The organism is Janthinobacterium sp. GMG1 (assembly GCF_034427795.1).
Taxonomy (GTDB): domain Bacteria; phylum Pseudomonadota; class Gammaproteobacteria; order Burkholderiales; family Burkholderiaceae_D; genus Janthinobacterium.
Map to the genome: position 1 here is coordinate 480101 of NZ_JAXQNT010000003.1, position 14530 is coordinate 494630.

The 14530-nt window shown below is 66.0% G+C and carries 14 protein-coding genes; 7 read left to right on the forward strand and 7 right to left on the reverse strand.

The features are described 5' to 3' along the window. Nucleotides 1-140 precede the first annotated feature (140 nt). The 3 genes from SJI03_RS10885 (at nucleotide 141) to SJI03_RS10895 (ending at nucleotide 1815) form a co-directional block, all read left to right on the forward strand. Nucleotides 141-287, forward strand: coding sequence for a hypothetical protein (locus tag SJI03_RS10885; protein ID WP_322427195.1), 147 nt, complete (start codon nucleotides 141-143; stop codon nucleotides 285-287). 41 nt (nucleotides 288-328) lie between these two features. Beyond that, nucleotides 329-904: a type VI secretion system tube protein Hcp gene (locus tag SJI03_RS10890; RefSeq protein WP_322427196.1), complete on the forward strand. Its 576-nt coding sequence runs from the start codon at nucleotides 329-331 to the stop codon at nucleotides 902-904. An 89-nt stretch (nucleotides 905-993) separates the two neighbouring features. Beyond that, a complete protein-coding gene (locus SJI03_RS10895) occupies nucleotides 994-1815 on the forward strand; it encodes a hypothetical protein (RefSeq protein WP_322427197.1) in 822 nt (273 codons plus the stop codon). 3 nt (nucleotides 1816-1818) lie between these two features. Here SJI03_RS10895 and SJI03_RS10900 read toward each other — a convergent pair whose 3' ends face one another. The 3 genes from SJI03_RS10900 to SJI03_RS10910 are packed head-to-tail and all read right to left on the reverse strand — an operon-like array spanning nucleotide 1819 to nucleotide 7496. After that, nucleotides 1819-3189: an efflux transporter outer membrane subunit gene (locus tag SJI03_RS10900; protein ID WP_322427198.1), complete on the reverse strand. Its 1371-nt coding sequence runs from the start codon at nucleotides 3187-3189 to the stop codon at nucleotides 1819-1821. Next, the gene (locus tag SJI03_RS10905; RefSeq protein WP_322427199.1) at nucleotides 3189-6335 is read right to left on the reverse strand and encodes an efflux RND transporter permease subunit; all 3147 of its coding nucleotides are present in this window, start codon (nucleotides 6333-6335) and stop codon (nucleotides 3189-3191) included. The genes SJI03_RS10900 and SJI03_RS10905 overlap by 1 nt, the downstream gene beginning before the upstream one ends. Nucleotides 6336-6368: 33 nt before the next feature. Beyond that, nucleotides 6369-7496, reverse strand: a complete 1128-nt coding sequence (locus SJI03_RS10910) for an efflux RND transporter periplasmic adaptor subunit (RefSeq protein WP_322427200.1) — start codon at nucleotides 7494-7496, stop codon at nucleotides 6369-6371. A 163-nt stretch (nucleotides 7497-7659) separates the two neighbouring features. Between SJI03_RS10910 and SJI03_RS10915 the strand changes: the two genes are divergently transcribed. Further along, nucleotides 7660-8415: a response regulator gene (locus tag SJI03_RS10915; RefSeq protein WP_219308741.1), complete on the forward strand. Its 756-nt coding sequence runs from the start codon at nucleotides 7660-7662 to the stop codon at nucleotides 8413-8415. Continuing rightward, entirely contained in the window at nucleotides 8415-9500 is a 1086-nt protein-coding gene (locus SJI03_RS10920; protein WP_322427201.1) for an ATP-binding protein, read from the forward strand. Before SJI03_RS10915 ends, SJI03_RS10920 begins: the two co-directional genes overlap by 1 nt. On the opposite strand, the gene SJI03_RS10925 is transcribed toward SJI03_RS10920, so the two are convergent. Then, nucleotides 9501-10388, reverse strand: a complete 888-nt coding sequence (locus tag SJI03_RS10925; RefSeq protein WP_322427202.1) for a LysR family transcriptional regulator — start codon at nucleotides 10386-10388, stop codon at nucleotides 9501-9503. A 100-nt stretch (nucleotides 10389-10488) separates the two neighbouring features. Here SJI03_RS10925 and SJI03_RS10930 point away from each other — a divergent pair, with 100 nt between their 5' ends. Together SJI03_RS10930 and SJI03_RS10935 are read left to right on the forward strand one after the other, a co-directional pair. Beyond that, nucleotides 10489-11487: an aldo/keto reductase gene (locus SJI03_RS10930; protein ID WP_322427203.1), complete on the forward strand. Its 999-nt coding sequence runs from the start codon at nucleotides 10489-10491 to the stop codon at nucleotides 11485-11487. A 109-nt stretch (nucleotides 11488-11596) separates the two neighbouring features. Next, nucleotides 11597-12235: an NAD(P)H-dependent oxidoreductase gene (locus SJI03_RS10935; protein ID WP_322427204.1), complete on the forward strand. Its 639-nt coding sequence runs from the start codon at nucleotides 11597-11599 to the stop codon at nucleotides 12233-12235. 69 nt (nucleotides 12236-12304) lie between these two features. Here SJI03_RS10935 and SJI03_RS10940 read toward each other — a convergent pair whose 3' ends face one another. The 3 genes from SJI03_RS10940 to SJI03_RS10950 all read right to left on the reverse strand — a co-directional run bounded on the left by SJI03_RS10940 (nucleotide 12305) and on the right by SJI03_RS10950 (nucleotide 14523). Continuing rightward, entirely contained in the window at nucleotides 12305-13615 is a 1311-nt protein-coding gene (locus tag SJI03_RS10940) for an ATP-binding protein (RefSeq protein WP_322427205.1), read from the reverse strand. Continuing rightward, on the reverse strand, nucleotides 13609-14274 hold the full coding sequence (locus SJI03_RS10945) for a response regulator transcription factor (RefSeq protein WP_322427206.1): 666 nt from the start codon (nucleotides 14272-14274) through the stop codon (nucleotides 13609-13611). Before SJI03_RS10945 ends, SJI03_RS10940 begins: the two co-directional genes overlap by 7 nt. Nucleotides 14275-14352: 78 nt before the next feature. Beyond that, nucleotides 14353-14523 carry a hypothetical protein gene (locus SJI03_RS10950; protein ID WP_322427207.1) on the reverse strand — a complete coding sequence of 57 codons (171 nt, stop codon included), beginning with the start codon at nucleotides 14521-14523 and terminating at the stop codon, nucleotides 14353-14355. Between the last annotated feature and the right edge of the window lie 7 nt (nucleotides 14524-14530).

The following is a 14530-nucleotide window of genomic DNA, read 5'->3' on the forward strand; positions in this document are numbered from 1 at the left end:
TGGAAACAGAGAGTGGCGCGCATATTTCAATCAGAGACCATGGGAGAAGCCGACGTGCGGGTGGCCATCGTGCCACGCGACAATGCCGATTTGCTGGTGCACCGCGTCAGCAGCCGGGGCCTGGCACGGGGCGACGCCGTGTGGGGTACATCACCCGCGACCGGCAAGAGGCCACGGCCCGCGTATTCTTCGTCTCGCAAGGCATGGCGCAGCTGAAAATCTGTTTTGTCGACATCTACGCCGAGGCAGGCTGGCAAGTGCCACGTCCGCGCCATATCCGCCTGTAGCGCAAAAAGCCCGTACACATTGACTGCAAGGGAGCATCTTCATGGATTTGATCCTGCTGGAACCCGGCAACGGGGAACTCGTATTCGGCAAGGCGACGGACGGTAGCAATGGCGGAAGTCTTATCGACACTGCCTGGAGCGACGCCGCCGCGTTTCAGGGCATGCGCCAGTGCATCGAGCTGGTGTCGTTACATCAAGGCATGAAGCAGCAAGTGACGACCGACGTCAGCAATGCGGCGCGCACGTCCGGGCGGCCCGTGATCACGGAATTTACCTGCGTCAAATATGTCGACCAGACGTCCGTCAAGCTGTATGAACTGTGCCTGCGCGCCGAGCCACTGGGCAGGGGTGCCGCCCAGCCTACCAAGCTGTACATCGCCCGCAACTCGGGCGACAAGACGGTCAACATCATCACCATCTCGCTGCGCGATGCTCTGATCAGCGAAATCCAGCTGCAAACCCATCCCGATGACATGCCGACCGAACAGTTCAAGCTGAACTTTACGGAAATCCTCTGGAGCCACAGCGTGCAGCGTGCGGACGGCCAGCCCGCAGCCCAGAACACGACGGGCTGGAGCCTGGCGCGCAACCGCCCGATCAGCGCTTTTACGGCATGATAAAGATGAGCTGCGCCTGCCCGCCACGGCAGTACCGGCGTCTGGCACAGTAGACCGTCAGCAAACCGATACGCCATAAGGATACCCTCATGAGCAAATACATCCGCATCGCCGGCAGTCCCGCCAAGGGCATCGTCCTGCTGGGCGACGATGGCACGCTGCGCAGCCTGGCCCAGGTCGAGCGGAACTTGTACTGGCTGGACTGCACCAAGGCCCCTGGCTTCGTGCCTGGCGACACGGCGTTCGCCTGCCTGCTGGGCGATGGCGCGGGCTACACCACGCTGGTGCATGGCACGGCCATCCGTTTTCTCGCCGCCCTGGGCCAGCCGGAGGCGCGCTGGAAAGACGTCGCGGGGCCGCCTGCCGGCACCGGCATGGCCGGCCTGGCCGGCGGCGACCATCACGGCTACCTGCTGCTGGCCGCCGATGGCCACGGCCTGTACCGGCTGGACAGGTCGGCCAATGGCAATGGTGAGTGGAATGCATGGGAACGCTGCGCCGCCCTGCCCCCGCCATTGCGCGGCAAGGCCGCCCTGATCGCCGGCGACTGGCAGCATGGCATGCTGGCGGTGGGCGACGGTGCGGCAGCAAAACTGTCGCACGCCAACGACGCCTGGACGGCGCTGCCGCCGCCACCGCTGGCCATCGAGATGGTGACGGGCAATTTCCACGATGGCTTCATTGCCTACGGCGAGGGGCAGCTGTGCATGCTGGACTCGGGCGCCCAGCCAAGGTGGAGCCGCCTGGGCGTGCCAAACTTCGACCTGCGTGCCCTGTCCGGCGATCCGGTCCACGGCGTGGCGGCCGTGCTGGCCGATTCCAGCGGCGACGGCACACTGGTCGCGTATGCCCTGCGTCCGGGACGGGAACCGTGGTCGCTGGCACTGGCGCCGCCGGCAAGGCGCCGCTAAGCCCTACTCTTCCAGCCCTCCCCCCAGCGCCTTGTACAGGGCCACGGCCGACTTGAACTGGTCGCGCCGCGCGTCGAGCAGGGTTTGCTGCGCCGCGTACGACTGGCGCTGCGCGTCGAGCAATTCCAGGCGGCTGTCCTGGCCGGCGTCGTAGCGTAGCTGCGACAACCGCTGGCGCTGCTGCGCCGCCACCACCACGCGTTCTTGCGCGGCGATCTGCTGCGCATACGTGGCGCTGCCGGCCAGGCCGTCGCGCACGTCGCGAAACGCTGCCTGGATCGCCTGTTCGTATTGCAGCACGGCCACGTCCTTGCGCAGGCGCGACAGCTGCAATTCCGCGCGCAGCTGGCCACCCTGGAACAGCGGTTGCGTTACTTGCGGCGCAAACGACCAGCTGCGCGCGCTGCCGCGGAACAAGTCACTGAGTTCCGGGCTGGCAAAGCCCAGCGACGCCGTCAGCGACAGACGCGGGAAGAAGGCGGCGCGGGCGGCGCCGATTTCCGCATTCGCCGCCACCAGCGCATGTTCCGCTTGCAGGATATCGGGGCGGCGCGCCAGCAAGTCCGATGGCAGGCCGGGCGGCAGCTGCGTCAGCACGGGCTGGCCATCGAGCGCGCGGCCAGCAGGCAAGTCCGTTGGCAGCGGCGCGCCCAGCAGCAATTCCAGATTGTTGCGCGAAAGTAGACTGGCCCGCTCGCGTGCCTGCACGTCCGCTTCCGCCGTGGCCGCCTGCCCTTCCGCTTGCGCCACGTCCAGGCCACTGCCCTGCTGCGCGCCGTGCAGGCGCTGCGTCAGGACCAGGGCCTGACGCCAGTCGACCAGGGTTTGCCGCGCCAGCGCCAGCTGTTCCTCGGCCAGCCGCTGTTCCAGATACGCGTCGGCTACGCCTCCGATCAGAGCCATGTGCGCGGCGCGCTGGCCCTGTTCAGTCGCCAGGTAGCGCGCAAACGCCGCATCGGACAGAGAGCGCAGGCGGCCAAACAAGTCGATCTCGAACGCGCTCATGGCGATGCCGGCACTGAACTGGTTTTGTGTCAGGGCATCGGCACCGCGCTGGCGCACGCCGCCGGCATTCGCGCCGATGGCCGGATAGCGGCCCGCATCCTGGATCTGGTACTGGGCCCGCACGGCTTCCACGTTGAGGGACGCCACGCGCAAGTCGCGGTTGTTTTCCAGCGCGATGCCGACCAGGCGCTGCAGGCGCGCATCGAGCAGCATCTGGCGCCAGCCCAGGTCCGCCGCAGTGTCGGCCGTGGCTGGCACTGCGGCCTCGCCATAACTGGCCGGTATCGGCGCCGCCGGCTTGACCAGCGGCGGCGTCAATGAACACGCCGATAACAAGCCGGCGATCGGTAACAGATAAAACCAGCGCATTACAACTCCCCTTCCACCGCCTTGATGGCGGTGTGATGACTGCGTTTATTAAAATAGCGGTCCATCTTGTCGACGGCGCCCAGCACCACGACAAAGAACACGGGCACGAAAAACACGGCCAGCACGGTGGCGGTGATCATGCCGCCGAACACGCCCGTGCCGATCGCATGCTGCGTCTCGGCGCTGGCACCCGTGGCCAGCATCAGCGGCACGACGCCCAGCGCAAACGCCAGCGACGTCATCAAAATCGGGCGCAAGCGCAATCTAGCCGCTTCCACCGTCGCCTCGACCAGTCCACGCCCTTGCGCCTGCAGCTGGCGCGCATATTCGACGATCAAAATGGCGTTCTTCGCCGACAGGCCGATGATCGTGATCATGCCGACCTTGAAGAACACGTCGTTCGGCATGCCGCGCAACATCACGGCCAGCACGGCGCCCAGCAAGCCCAGCGGCACCACCAGCATCACGGAGACGGGAATGCTCCAGCTTTCATACAGGGCCGCCAGCACGAGGAACACCACCAGCATCGACAGCGCCATCAGCATGGGGGCTTGCGACGCCGATTCCTTCTCCTGCAGCGACTGGCCCGTCCACGCCAGCGCGAAGCCGGGCGGCAATTGCTTCACGAGGCGTTCCATCTCCAGCATGGCGTCGCCGCTCGATACGCCGGGCGCCGCGCTGCCGGAAATGCGCGCCGCAGGATAACCCTGGTAGCGCACCAGTTGCAGCGGTGACTCGCTCCACACGGGGCGCACCAGTTCACCCAGGGCCACCATGCCGCCCGCGTTATTGCGGATGCGCAAGGCCAGCACATCGTTCAGCTGCATGCGCGACGGCGCATCGGCCTGGATGATCACCTGCTGCATGCGGCCGGCGTTCGGGAAATCGTTGACATAGGTCGAACCCATGGCTGCCGTCAGCATGTCGGCAATGGCCGTAAACGACACGCCCAGCGCTTCCGCCTTGGTGCGGTCGATATCGAGGCGCACGCTGGCGCCGGGCGGCAAGCCGTCCGGATACACGCCCGCCACCTTGCTGCTTTGCGCGGCCAGGCCCAGCAACAGGTTCTGCGCTGCCTGCATGGCAGCGATACCCTGGTTGGCGCGGTCTTGCAGGCGCATGGAAAAGCCGGACGAGTTGCCCAGTTCATCGATGGCGGGCGGCATCAGGCTCATGATCACGCCCTCCTTCGCCTGCGACATGGCTTCCTGCGCCAGCGCCACTTCTTCCTGCGCCGTGGCGCCATTGCGCTGCTTCCAGTCCTTCAGCATGGTGAACGCCAGGCCCGCGTTCGGGCCCGCGCCGGAAAAGCTGAAGCCGAGGATCGATTGATTTACCTCAATGCCGGGCCGCGTGGCCACGTGCTGCTCGTACAGTTTGACGACGTCGAGCGTGCGCTCCATGGTGGCGTCGGACGGCAGCTGGATCGAGGTGATGAAGTAGCCCTGGTCTTCTTCCGGCAAGAAGGCCGACGGCAGCTGCATGAAAGCCACGCCCAGCGCCGCGACGATGGCTCCATACAGCACCATCGAGCGGCCCGCGCGTTTCAGCATCGCCACCACGCCTTTTTCGTAGCGCGCCGTCATGCGCTCAAACTGGCGGTCGAACCACAGGAAGAAGCCTTTTTTATCGTGGTCGTGCGGGCCGATCGGTTTCAACATGGTGGCGCACAAGGCCGGCGTCAGGCTCAAGGCCAAAAAGGCCGAGAACAGGATGGACACGGCCATGGCCAGCGTGAACTGGCGGTAGATGGCGCCCACGGAGCCGCTGGCCAGGGCCATCGGGATGAACACGGCCGTCAGCACCAGCGTGATGCCCACGACCGCACCGGTGATTTCGCGCATGGCTTTCGATGTCGCTTCCTTCGGCGACAAGCCCTCCGTCGCCATCAGCCGCTCGACGGCTTCCACCACCACGATGGCGTCGTCGACGATGATGCCGATGGCCAGCACCATGCCAAACATGGTCAGCACGTTGACGGAATAGCCGGCCAGCAGCATCACCGTGAAGGTGCCCATCAGGGCAATCGGCGCGACGATGGCGGGAATCAGGGTGTAGCGTATCTTTTGCAGGAACAGATACATGACGAGGAACACCAGCACCATCGCCTCCAACAGCGTGACGATGACCTTTTCAATCGAGATTTTCACGAACGGTGCCGTGTCGAACGGTACCGAGTACTTGATCCCGGCCGGCATGGTGTGCGCCAGTTCGGCCATGCGCGCACGCACGGCGCTGGCCGTCTGCACGGCGTTGGCGCCCGGCGACAGCATGATGGCGGCGCCCGACGCGGCTTGCCCGTTTTCGCGGATGCTGAAATTGAAGCTTTGCGCGCCCAGCGACACTTTCGCCACGTCGCCGATGGTCACTTTCGAGCCGTCCGCATTCGCGCGCAGGACGATGGCGGCAAATTCCGCCGGCGTTTGCAACTGGCCCTGCACCGTCAGCGGAATGGTCACGCGCTGGCCGTGCACGGCGGGTGAGTCGCCCAGGCGGCCCGGCGCGATCTGCGCATTTTGCTGCGCGATGGCGGCCGTCAGCTCGCCCATGGCGATGTTGTATGACACCAGCTTGGCCGGATCGACCCAGATGCGCATGGCCCGCTCGGAACCGAACAGCTGCACCTTGCCCACGCCGGGAATGCGGCGCAGTTCTTCCGTCACGTTGCGCGCCAGGTAGTCGCCCAGCGCCACTTCATCGTGCTGGCCATTCTCGGAAATCAGGCTGACGATCATCAGGAAGCCGGACGACGCCGACTCCACCGTCAAACCGTTTTGCCGTACGGCTTGCGGCAAGCGCGGCTCGATGGCTTTCAGGCGGTTTTGCACGTCCACCTGCGCCATTTCCGGATTCGTTCCCGGCTGGAAGGTGACGGTGATCGAAGCCGAGCCCGACGTATCGGTAGACGACTCGAAATACAGCAGGTGCTTGACACCCGACAGTTCGCGCTCGATCAGGCCCACCACGGAATCGTTCATGGTTTGCGGCGTGGCGCCGGGATAGTTGGCGCTGATGCTGACACTGGGCGGCGCCACCGAAGGAAAGCGCGCAATCGGCAATTGCGGTATGGCGATCAGTCCGAACAGGACGATGAAGACCGCCACCACCCACGCAAAGACGGGGCGGTTGATGAAAAATTGAGGCATGTCGTTAGGCTTTCATTGTATTCAAAGTGGGCATCAACGCGCCTTGGCGGCAGCCGCCGTTGCCACGACGGCCGGCTTCCACGGCTGCGGCGCGGCGGTGGCGCCCGGCTGCAAGCGTTCCTGGCCTTCGATGACGACGGTGTCACCGGCCTTCAAGCCGCCGTTGACCACGTACTGGTGCTCGATCACGTCGCCCACGCTAATGGGTTTCAGGCTTGCCTTGTGCTTGCCATCGAGCACCCAGGCCTGCGCCTGGCCGCCGCTGCTGCGCAAGACGGCTTGCTGCGGCAGCAGCACGCCATTTGCCTGCACGGCGCGGGCGATGCGGGCGCGCACGAACATGCCCGGCAGCAGCTGGCGCTGCGGGTTGTCGACCAGCACGCGGACGACGGCGTCGCCCGTACCCGCATCGACGCTGATGCCCGAGAACAGGATGCGGCCCGTGACGGGATGAGGCTGGCCATCGGCGCCCAAAATGGTCACGGGCAGCTTGTCCGCGCCGCCGGTACCCGAGGCTTGCAAGGCGGCCAGCGCGGCGGCCGGCTGGCGCACGTCGACGTACACCTTGTCGATCTGCTGGATGCGCGCCATCGGCGCCGCATCCGTCATGCCCACGAGCGCGCCTTCCGTTACCAGTTCGGAGCCGATGCGCCCGGCAATCGGCGCCTCGATGCTGGCAAAAGCCAGGTCCAGGCGGCGGCGCGCCAGGCTGGCCCGCGCCTGCGCCACGGTGGCCACGGCTTGCTCGCGCTGGGCCACGGCATCGTCATATGCCTGGCGGCTGATGGCGTCCGCCTCGACCAGCGGTTTCAATCGGTCAGCCTGGCTGCTGGCGCGCTTGGCCGTGGCCACCGCATGCTGCAGGGCGGCGGCGGCCGAATCGACGTCCGCCTGGAATGGGGCCGGGTTCAGCTGGAACAGCTTCTGCCCCGCTTTTACTTCGGCGCCCTGCTCGAACTGGCGGCGCAGCACGATGCCGCCCACCTGCGGGCGGATGTCGGCCGTGCGAAAGGCGACCACCCTGCCCGGCAATTCATCGCTGAGGACGACGGGCGCCGCTTGCAGCTTGAGCACGGTGACGGCGGCGGGCGGCGCGGCGCCTTCTTCCGTCGCGGGTTTGGAACAGGCGGCAAGGCTGAGCAGTGCCGCGGCGATCAACATGTTTTTCCTGGTGAGGTACTTTACTGGCATGACTTTTCTCTATGGCTGATCCCAACCGGCAGTCCGGTCGACAGATAACAAGAGCATAGAAGGCCAACGTGGATGTTCCGTCAAAGAAATGTGGAGATTCGATGGAGACAGCGAAGAATGCTAGACTATTTATATGAACTATCATCACAGCGCCAGCCAGCCCTCCTTCCTTGCCACCACGCCGCCTTCCGCCCTCGTCCTGATCGCCGAAGATGAACCGCAAATCGCCCGCATCCTCGCCGGCTACCTGGAGCGCGACGGCTACCGCACGGCCTTTGCGCACGATGGCCAGGAAGCGCTGCAGCAGCACCTGGCGCTGGCGCCGGACCTGCTGCTGCTCGACGTGCAAATGCCCCGTGTCGATGGCTGGGGCGTGCTGGCCGAAGTGCGGCGGCGCGGCGAAACGCCCGTCATCATGCTCACGGCGCGCGACCAGGATGCCGATAAACTGGCCGCCCTGCGCGTGGGCGCCGACGACTACATCATCAAACCCTTCAATCCGGCCGAAGTGGTGGCCCGCGTGGCGGCCGTGCTGCGCCGCTCGCGCGTGCGCCACCACCCGGTCGGCGGCCAGCGCCTGCGCTGCGGCCCCATCGAAATCGACCAGGAAACCTATGTGGCCAGCGTACTGCGCGATGGCATGGCCCAGCCTCTCATGCTCAGCCTGACGCTGACGGAGTTCCGCCTGCTGGCGCACCTGGCGCGCACGCCGCGGCGCGTCTGCAGCCGCCTGGAATTGCTCGAGTCGTGCATGCCCGAGAGCAATTCTATGGAACGCACGGTGGACAGCCACGTCAGCAAGCTGCGCAAGAAGCTGGAAGAAGCGGGCGTGCTGAACATGCCGGCCAGCCTGCGCGGCGTGGGCTACCGCCTGGAAAGCGACTTCTGATGCGCTTCACGGGCCTGAACCGGCAAATCATCCTGTCGATGTCCGTGCTGATGGTCAGCAGCATCCTGATCATCTGGATCGGTTCCTGGACCTTCTTTGCCATCGCCTTCAAGATCGACCCCGGCATGCTGTCCGAGCCGGACGACTGGTCGCCCAGCACCGTCGAATGGCTGTGGATTTTCGCCATCACCATCTTCGGCCTGGGCCTGGCCGCCTTTTTCGCCCTCAAGCTGGCTTCGCGCATCCTCAAACCGATCAATTCCGTGATGGACAGCGTGCGCCGCGTGGCCCATGGCGACCTGTCCGCGCGCGCCTTCGCGGGCGACCGCAGCCTGGGCGAGACGGCCATGCTGGTCGACGATTTCAACAGCATGGCCGAGCGCCTGCAGCGGGGCGCCAAGGAAAGCGAAACGTGGAACGCGGCCATCGCGCACGAATTGCGCACGCCCGTGACCATCCTGCGCGGCACCTTGCAAGGCGTCGTCGATGGCGTCTTCAAGCCCGAGGAAGTGCCGTTTTCCAGCCTGCTGGCGCAAGTCGAGGACCTGGGACGCCTGATCGAGGACTTGCGCACCCTGAGCCTGGCCGACAGCGGCCACATGCAACTGCGCATGGCGTGGACGGACCTGACCCTGGAAATCGGCGAAGTGCGCCGCCTGCTGGCGCAAGAGATGGAAGCGGCGGGCTTTACGTTGCAATTGCACCTGTCCGACCATCCCGTCTGCTGCGACGCGGCGCGCATCCGGCAAATCGTGCTGGCCCTGCTCGACAACGCGCGCCGCTATGCGCATCCGGGCCTGCTGCGCGTGCGCACCCGCGTGCAGGCCGGCCAGTACTACCTGAGCGTCGAGGATGCGGGTCCCGGCATCGCGGAAGACCTGGCGCCGCATGTGTTCGAAGCGTTCCGCCGCGGCGACAGCGCCAGGGTCGACCTGAACGCGGGCAGCGGCCTGGGACTGGCCGTGGTTGAAGCCATCGCCCGCGCGCATGGCGGCAGCGCCGTCTGCACGCGTGGCAAGGCGGGCGGCAGCGTGTTTACCGTCAAGTGGCCGGTCGAACATGCCGCGCCGCCGCCCGTCGGCTGACTACGCCGGCGCGCGCAGCAAGTCGACAAAGGCGCGCAGCACGGCCGGCATCTGCCGCCGGCTCGGGTAATACAGGAAGTAGCGCGACGGCGGCGGCATGCAGTGCTCCAGCACGCACGCCAGGCGCCCCGCCGCGAGATCGGCGCGCGCATCGGCTTCGTACACGTATGCCAGCCCCGCGCCATCGCGCGCCGCGCGCAGCATCAATTCATCATCGTCGAACACGAGCGGGCCGCCGACGGCGATGCTGACACCCTCCCCGTCCTGCTCGAATTCCCATGCATACTGGCGCCCGCTGGGGAAACGCCGGCCTATGCAAGCGTGTTCCAGCAAGTTGCGCGGCGTGCTTGGCGCCCCATGCGCCGCCAGGTAGGCGGCCGACGCCACCACCACGAACGGTTGCGGCGCGCCCACGGGCACGGCGATCATGTCGGCCGCCACCTGCTCGCCGAAGCGGATGCCCGCGTCAAAACCGTCGCGCACGATATCGATCATGCCATCATCGGTGACCACTTCGACCTGCACGCGCGGATAGCGGGCGACAAAACTGGCCAGCATGGGCGCCAGCAGCAGCCGGGCGGCCGGACGGGGCACGTTCAGGCGCAGCTTGCCTGTGGGCACATCCTGCAAAGTGCTCAAGTCCAGCAAGGCATCATCGATTTCGCGCATGGCCGGCGCCAGCCGCACCAAGAGCTGCTGCCCTGCCTCGGTCGGCGTGACGCTGCGCGTGGTGCGGTTCAGCAGGCGCACGCCCAGGCGCTCTTCCAGCGCGCGCAGCGCGTGGCTGAGGGCGGAGGCGGATACGCCCCGTTCCAGGGCCGCCTTGCGAAAGCTGCGCAGGCGGGCGACGGCGGCAAAGGCCGCCAATTCGTTCAGATCAGCCATCATTCATGAGTTTCATTCAGCAATACATGCAGGATTAACCATCTTATCGCATGCTGTTGCTTCGCCCATACTCCTCGCATCTTTTTTTTGAAAAGGAATGACAATGGAACACAGAACACTGGGCAACTCCGGTTTGCGCGTCGCCCCCATCGGCCTGGGCTGCATGGGCATGAGCTTTGCCTACGGCGGCGCGGACGAGGCCAGCTCGCTGCGCGTGCTGCACCGCGCCGTGGAACTGGGCGTGACCCTGATCGACACGGCGGAAGTCTACGGCCCCTACGCCAACGAGGAACTGGTAGGCCGCGCCCTGAAGCAGCTGCGCGGCAAGGTCCACATCGCCACCAAGTTTGGCTTCAAGATATTGCCCCACGGCCAGGGCGTGGAACGCATGGCCGGTGTCGACAGCCGCCCCGAGCACATTATCCAAGCCGTGGAAGCGTCGCTGTCCAGACTGGGCATCGAGTGCATCGACTTGCTGTACCAGCACCGCGTGGACCCCGCCGTGCCCATCGAAGACGTGGTCGGCGCCATGGCCGATCTGGTGCGGGCGGGCAAGGTGCTTCACCTGGGGCTGTCGGAAGTGTCGGCCGCCACCCTGCGCCGCGCCCACGCCGTGCACCCGATTGCAGCCGTGCAGTCCGAGTATTCGCTGTGGAGCCGCGACGTGGAAGCCGATGTGCTGCCCGCCTGCCGCGCGCTCGGTATCGGCTTCGTGCCATACAGCCCGCTTGGCCGGGGCTTCCTGACGGGCCAGCTAACTTCCAGCGCCGCACTGGCGCCCGACGACTACCGCCACAGCCTGCCCCGCTTCCAGCCGCCCGCGATGGCCGCCAATGCCCATCTCGTTGCCGAACTGCAGCGCCTGGCGGCCGCGCGCGGCGCCACGGCGGCCCAGCTGGCGCTGGCCTGGCTGCTGGCGCAAGGTACTGACATCGTGCCGATACCGGGCGCCCGCAGCCTGGCGCACCTGGAAGAGAACGTGGCCGCAGCGCAGATATCCCTGAGCGACACCGAGCTGGCCGCCATCGGCGCGGCCATCGCGCCCGCCAGCGTGCAGGGCGCGCGCTACCCGCAACATGAGCTTGCCATGCTTGGCCTGTAGACAACCGTGCATGAGTGCGCTATACCGGTACTTTTTTGTCCAGCGCACTTGAAATGCCCGAATCCGCTATCATTTCCAATCTGAACTATTCATTATGAAAGAGATTGACATGTCCGCACTGCTCGAAACACTGCAATGGCGCTACGCCACCAAGAAGATGGATCCGACGAAAACGGTGCCGCAAGACAAGGTCGAGCGCATCCTGGAAGCCGTGCGCCTGACGGCCAGCTCCAGCGGACTGCATCCTTACGAAGTCTTCGTCGTGACGAATCCGGCCCTGCGCGAGCAGATCAAGCCGCACGCGTGGAACCAGTCGCAAGTGACGGACGCCTCGCATCTGCTGGTGTTTGCCGCCTGGGATAATTACACGGTAGAACGCATCAACGCGCGCTTTGACCTGGTCAATGAAGTGCGCGGCTTCAAGAATGAAGGCTGGGAAGCGTACCGCCAGCAAATCCTGGCCGCGTATCCACAGCGCGATGCGGAAACCAACTACCAGCACGCGGCGCGCCAGGCCTACATCGGCGTGGGCACGGCCCTGATCGCTGCGGCGCAGGAAAAAGTCGATTCGACGCCGATGGAAGGCTTTGATCCGGCCAAGGTCGACGAAATCCTGAACCTGCGCGAAAAAGGCCTGCGTTCCGTCGTCATGTTGCCGCTCGGCTACCGCGCCGACGCAGGCGACTGGCTGGTGAGCTTGAAAAAAGTGCGCCCTGCGCGCGAGCAATTCATCACCGAGCTGGCGTAAGCGTTGTCAGCGCCTCGCCCGTGACTGAAAAGCGGATGCCCTCGCCGGCATCCGCTTTTTTTTGACCGTTCACGCCGCTTGCGGAAAGCGCACCGTCACCTGCAATCCCCGCCCCTCGTCCCCTTCGGCCAGCGCGATATCGGCCTGGTGGTGCTCGGCGATGTGGCGCACGATGGACAGGCCCAGGCCGCAGCCCCAGGCGTCGTTGCCGTCGGGACGGAAGAAGCGGTCGAACAGGCGCGCATGATGCTGGCGCGGCACGCCGGGGCCGTTGTCGGACACGCGCAGCAGCGGCCGGCCCTCTTCCAGCGCCGCCTGCAAGTCGACCCTGCCGCCCTGCTGCGTGTAGCGCAAGGCGTTGTCGATCAGGTTATTCAGCAACACTTGCAAGCCGTCGGGATCGGCTTGCACCAACACCCTGGCCGGCGGCGCTTCCACCACGCCCAGGTCGATCGCCCGGCTGTCGGCCAGCGCGCTGTGGTCGGCCACGGCCGCTTCCAGCAATTGCCCCAGGTCCACCGTGTGCAGCTGGCTGGAAGTCAACGCCGTTTCATGGCGCGCCAGGCTGAGCAATTGACGCACGAGGTGCGTGCTGCGGTCCAGCCGTTCGTGCAGCCGCGCCAGGGCCACGCGGCGTTCCTCCTCGCTGCCGGCCCGTTCGGCCACCTGCAGCTGCAGTTTCAGCGCCGTCAGCGGCGAGCGCAATTCATGCGCGGCATCGGCGACAAAGGTACGCTGCGCCGTCAGCGCCGCCTCGAACTGCCCCATCAGGCTATTCAGCGCCAAGGCCACTGGCCGCAGTTCGGGTGGCATGTCGTCGGCCGCCAGCGGCGTCAAGGCGTCCGGCGACCGGCCCGCCACGGATTCGGCCAGCCGGTGCAGCGGCGCCAGCGCGCGCCCGACCACGGCGACGATCAGCAGCGCCAGGATCAGCGCGAACACCAGCAGCGGTGCGCCGGCGCGCGTGGTCATTTGCCAGGCCAGCTGGTCGCGCACGGCCTGCGCCTGCGCCACCTGCACGTAGCGGCCGCGCCGAGTTTCGCCGTACAGGCGCCAGTCCTCGCCGTGCAGCACGACATCGGCAAAGCCGGCCAGCGCATAGCGCGGCAGTGCTGGCTGGCCCTGCAGGACGGGCAAGGGCTGGCCGTCTTCATCCCACGCCTGCAGCACGAACGCTTCTTCCGGGTCTTGCGCGGCGGCCAGGCCCGTCTGCGTCTCGAACTCGTCGGGCAAGGCCACGGCCAGCTGGCGCAGCTGCAAGTCGGCCAGTTCATTGGTTTCTTCCAGCAGCGAGCGGAACAGCGAAATGCCGGCGCCCAGCACGCACAGCAAGGTGGCGGCCAGCAAACCGAGCAGCAACTGGCGGCGGATGGTCAGCATGCTGCCACCCGCATCTTGTAGCCCACGCCGCGCACGGTCTGGATGCTGTCCGCACCGAGCTTCTTGCGCAACTGGTACACGTACACGTCGACGGTATTGCTTTCCACTTCGCAATCCCAGCCGTACAGCTTTTCGCTCAGCTGGCGCTTCGACACCACCTTGCCCGGATGGTCGAGCAAGGCGCGCAGCACGGAAAATTCGCGCGGCGGCAGCTTGATCAGCTCACCTTCGAACGTGACGTCGTGGCTGGCCAGGTCGAGGATCAGCGCGCCATGCTCGATGACGGAGCGAGAACGGCTGACCCGGCGCCGCAGCAAGGCGCGGATGCGCGCCAGCAGCTCGTCGAGGTCGAAGGGCTTGACCAGGTAATCGTCGGCGCCGCTGTCCAGGCCTTCCACGCGGGCCGGCGTGCCGTCGCGCGCCGTGATGATCAGCACGGGCAACTCGGCGCCCCGCGCGCGCATGCTGCGCAGCACGTCCATGCCCTGCTTGCCGGGCAAGCCCAGGTCCAGCAGCATCAAATCGTAGGCGAAACCGGCCAGCGCCAGCTCCGCATCGTGGCCATCGCGCACCCAGTCGATGGCATAGCACTCGCCGCGCAAGCCTTCGACCAGGCTTTCCCCGATCATCGGATCGTCTTCCACCAGCAATACGCGCACCCGGGGCCTCTCAAGGTCTTGAAAAAGCCACCATCTTACCTTGACCGGCGCCGCGCCGCATGAGCTGCCGCAGTGGCCTTACTTCGACCCGCGGAACGGTGGAATATTCCCTTCTTGCGGAAACAGCGCCACGCCTTTCGCAAGCGGTACCGCCGCAGCGAGCGCCTCGCCAGGCTGGGCCGCTTGCGATACGGGCAGAATGGCCAGCAGGGATACCGCGCCAACACAGAAAATAGCCTTGATTTTCATATCATTC

What these genes read in the sequence shown, in the direction of transcription:
- SJI03_RS10930 (WP_322427203.1), top strand. Translation starts at nt 10,489, where the DNA reads ATGGAACACAGAACACTGGGCAACTCCGGTTTGCGCGTCGCCCCCATC.
- SJI03_RS10925 (WP_322427202.1), bottom strand. Translation starts at nt 10,388, where the DNA reads ATGATGGCTGATCTGAACGAATTGGCGGCCTTTGCCGCCGTCGCCCGC.
- SJI03_RS10940 (WP_322427205.1), bottom strand. Translation starts at nt 13,615, where the DNA reads ATGCTGACCATCCGCCGCCAGTTGCTGCTCGGTTTGCTGGCCGCCACC.
- SJI03_RS10900 (WP_322427198.1), bottom strand. Translation starts at nt 3,189, where the DNA reads ATGCGCTGGTTTTATCTGTTACCGATCGCCGGCTTGTTATCGGCGTGT.
- SJI03_RS10895 (WP_322427197.1), top strand. Translation starts at nt 994, where the DNA reads ATGAGCAAATACATCCGCATCGCCGGCAGTCCCGCCAAGGGCATCGTC.
- SJI03_RS10905 (WP_322427199.1), bottom strand. Translation starts at nt 6,335, where the DNA reads ATGCCTCAATTTTTCATCAACCGCCCCGTCTTTGCGTGGGTGGTGGCG.
- SJI03_RS10920 (WP_322427201.1), top strand. Translation starts at nt 8,415, where the DNA reads ATGCGCTTCACGGGCCTGAACCGGCAAATCATCCTGTCGATGTCCGTG.
- SJI03_RS10935 (WP_322427204.1), top strand. Translation starts at nt 11,597, where the DNA reads ATGTCCGCACTGCTCGAAACACTGCAATGGCGCTACGCCACCAAGAAG.
- SJI03_RS10915 (WP_219308741.1), top strand. Translation starts at nt 7,660, where the DNA reads ATGAACTATCATCACAGCGCCAGCCAGCCCTCCTTCCTTGCCACCACG.
- SJI03_RS10950 (WP_322427207.1), bottom strand. Translation starts at nt 14,523, where the DNA reads ATGAAAATCAAGGCTATTTTCTGTGTTGGCGCGGTATCCCTGCTGGCC.
- SJI03_RS10890 (WP_322427196.1), top strand. Translation starts at nt 329, where the DNA reads ATGGATTTGATCCTGCTGGAACCCGGCAACGGGGAACTCGTATTCGGC.
- SJI03_RS10910 (WP_322427200.1), bottom strand. Translation starts at nt 7,496, where the DNA reads ATGTTGATCGCCGCGGCACTGCTCAGCCTTGCCGCCTGTTCCAAACCC.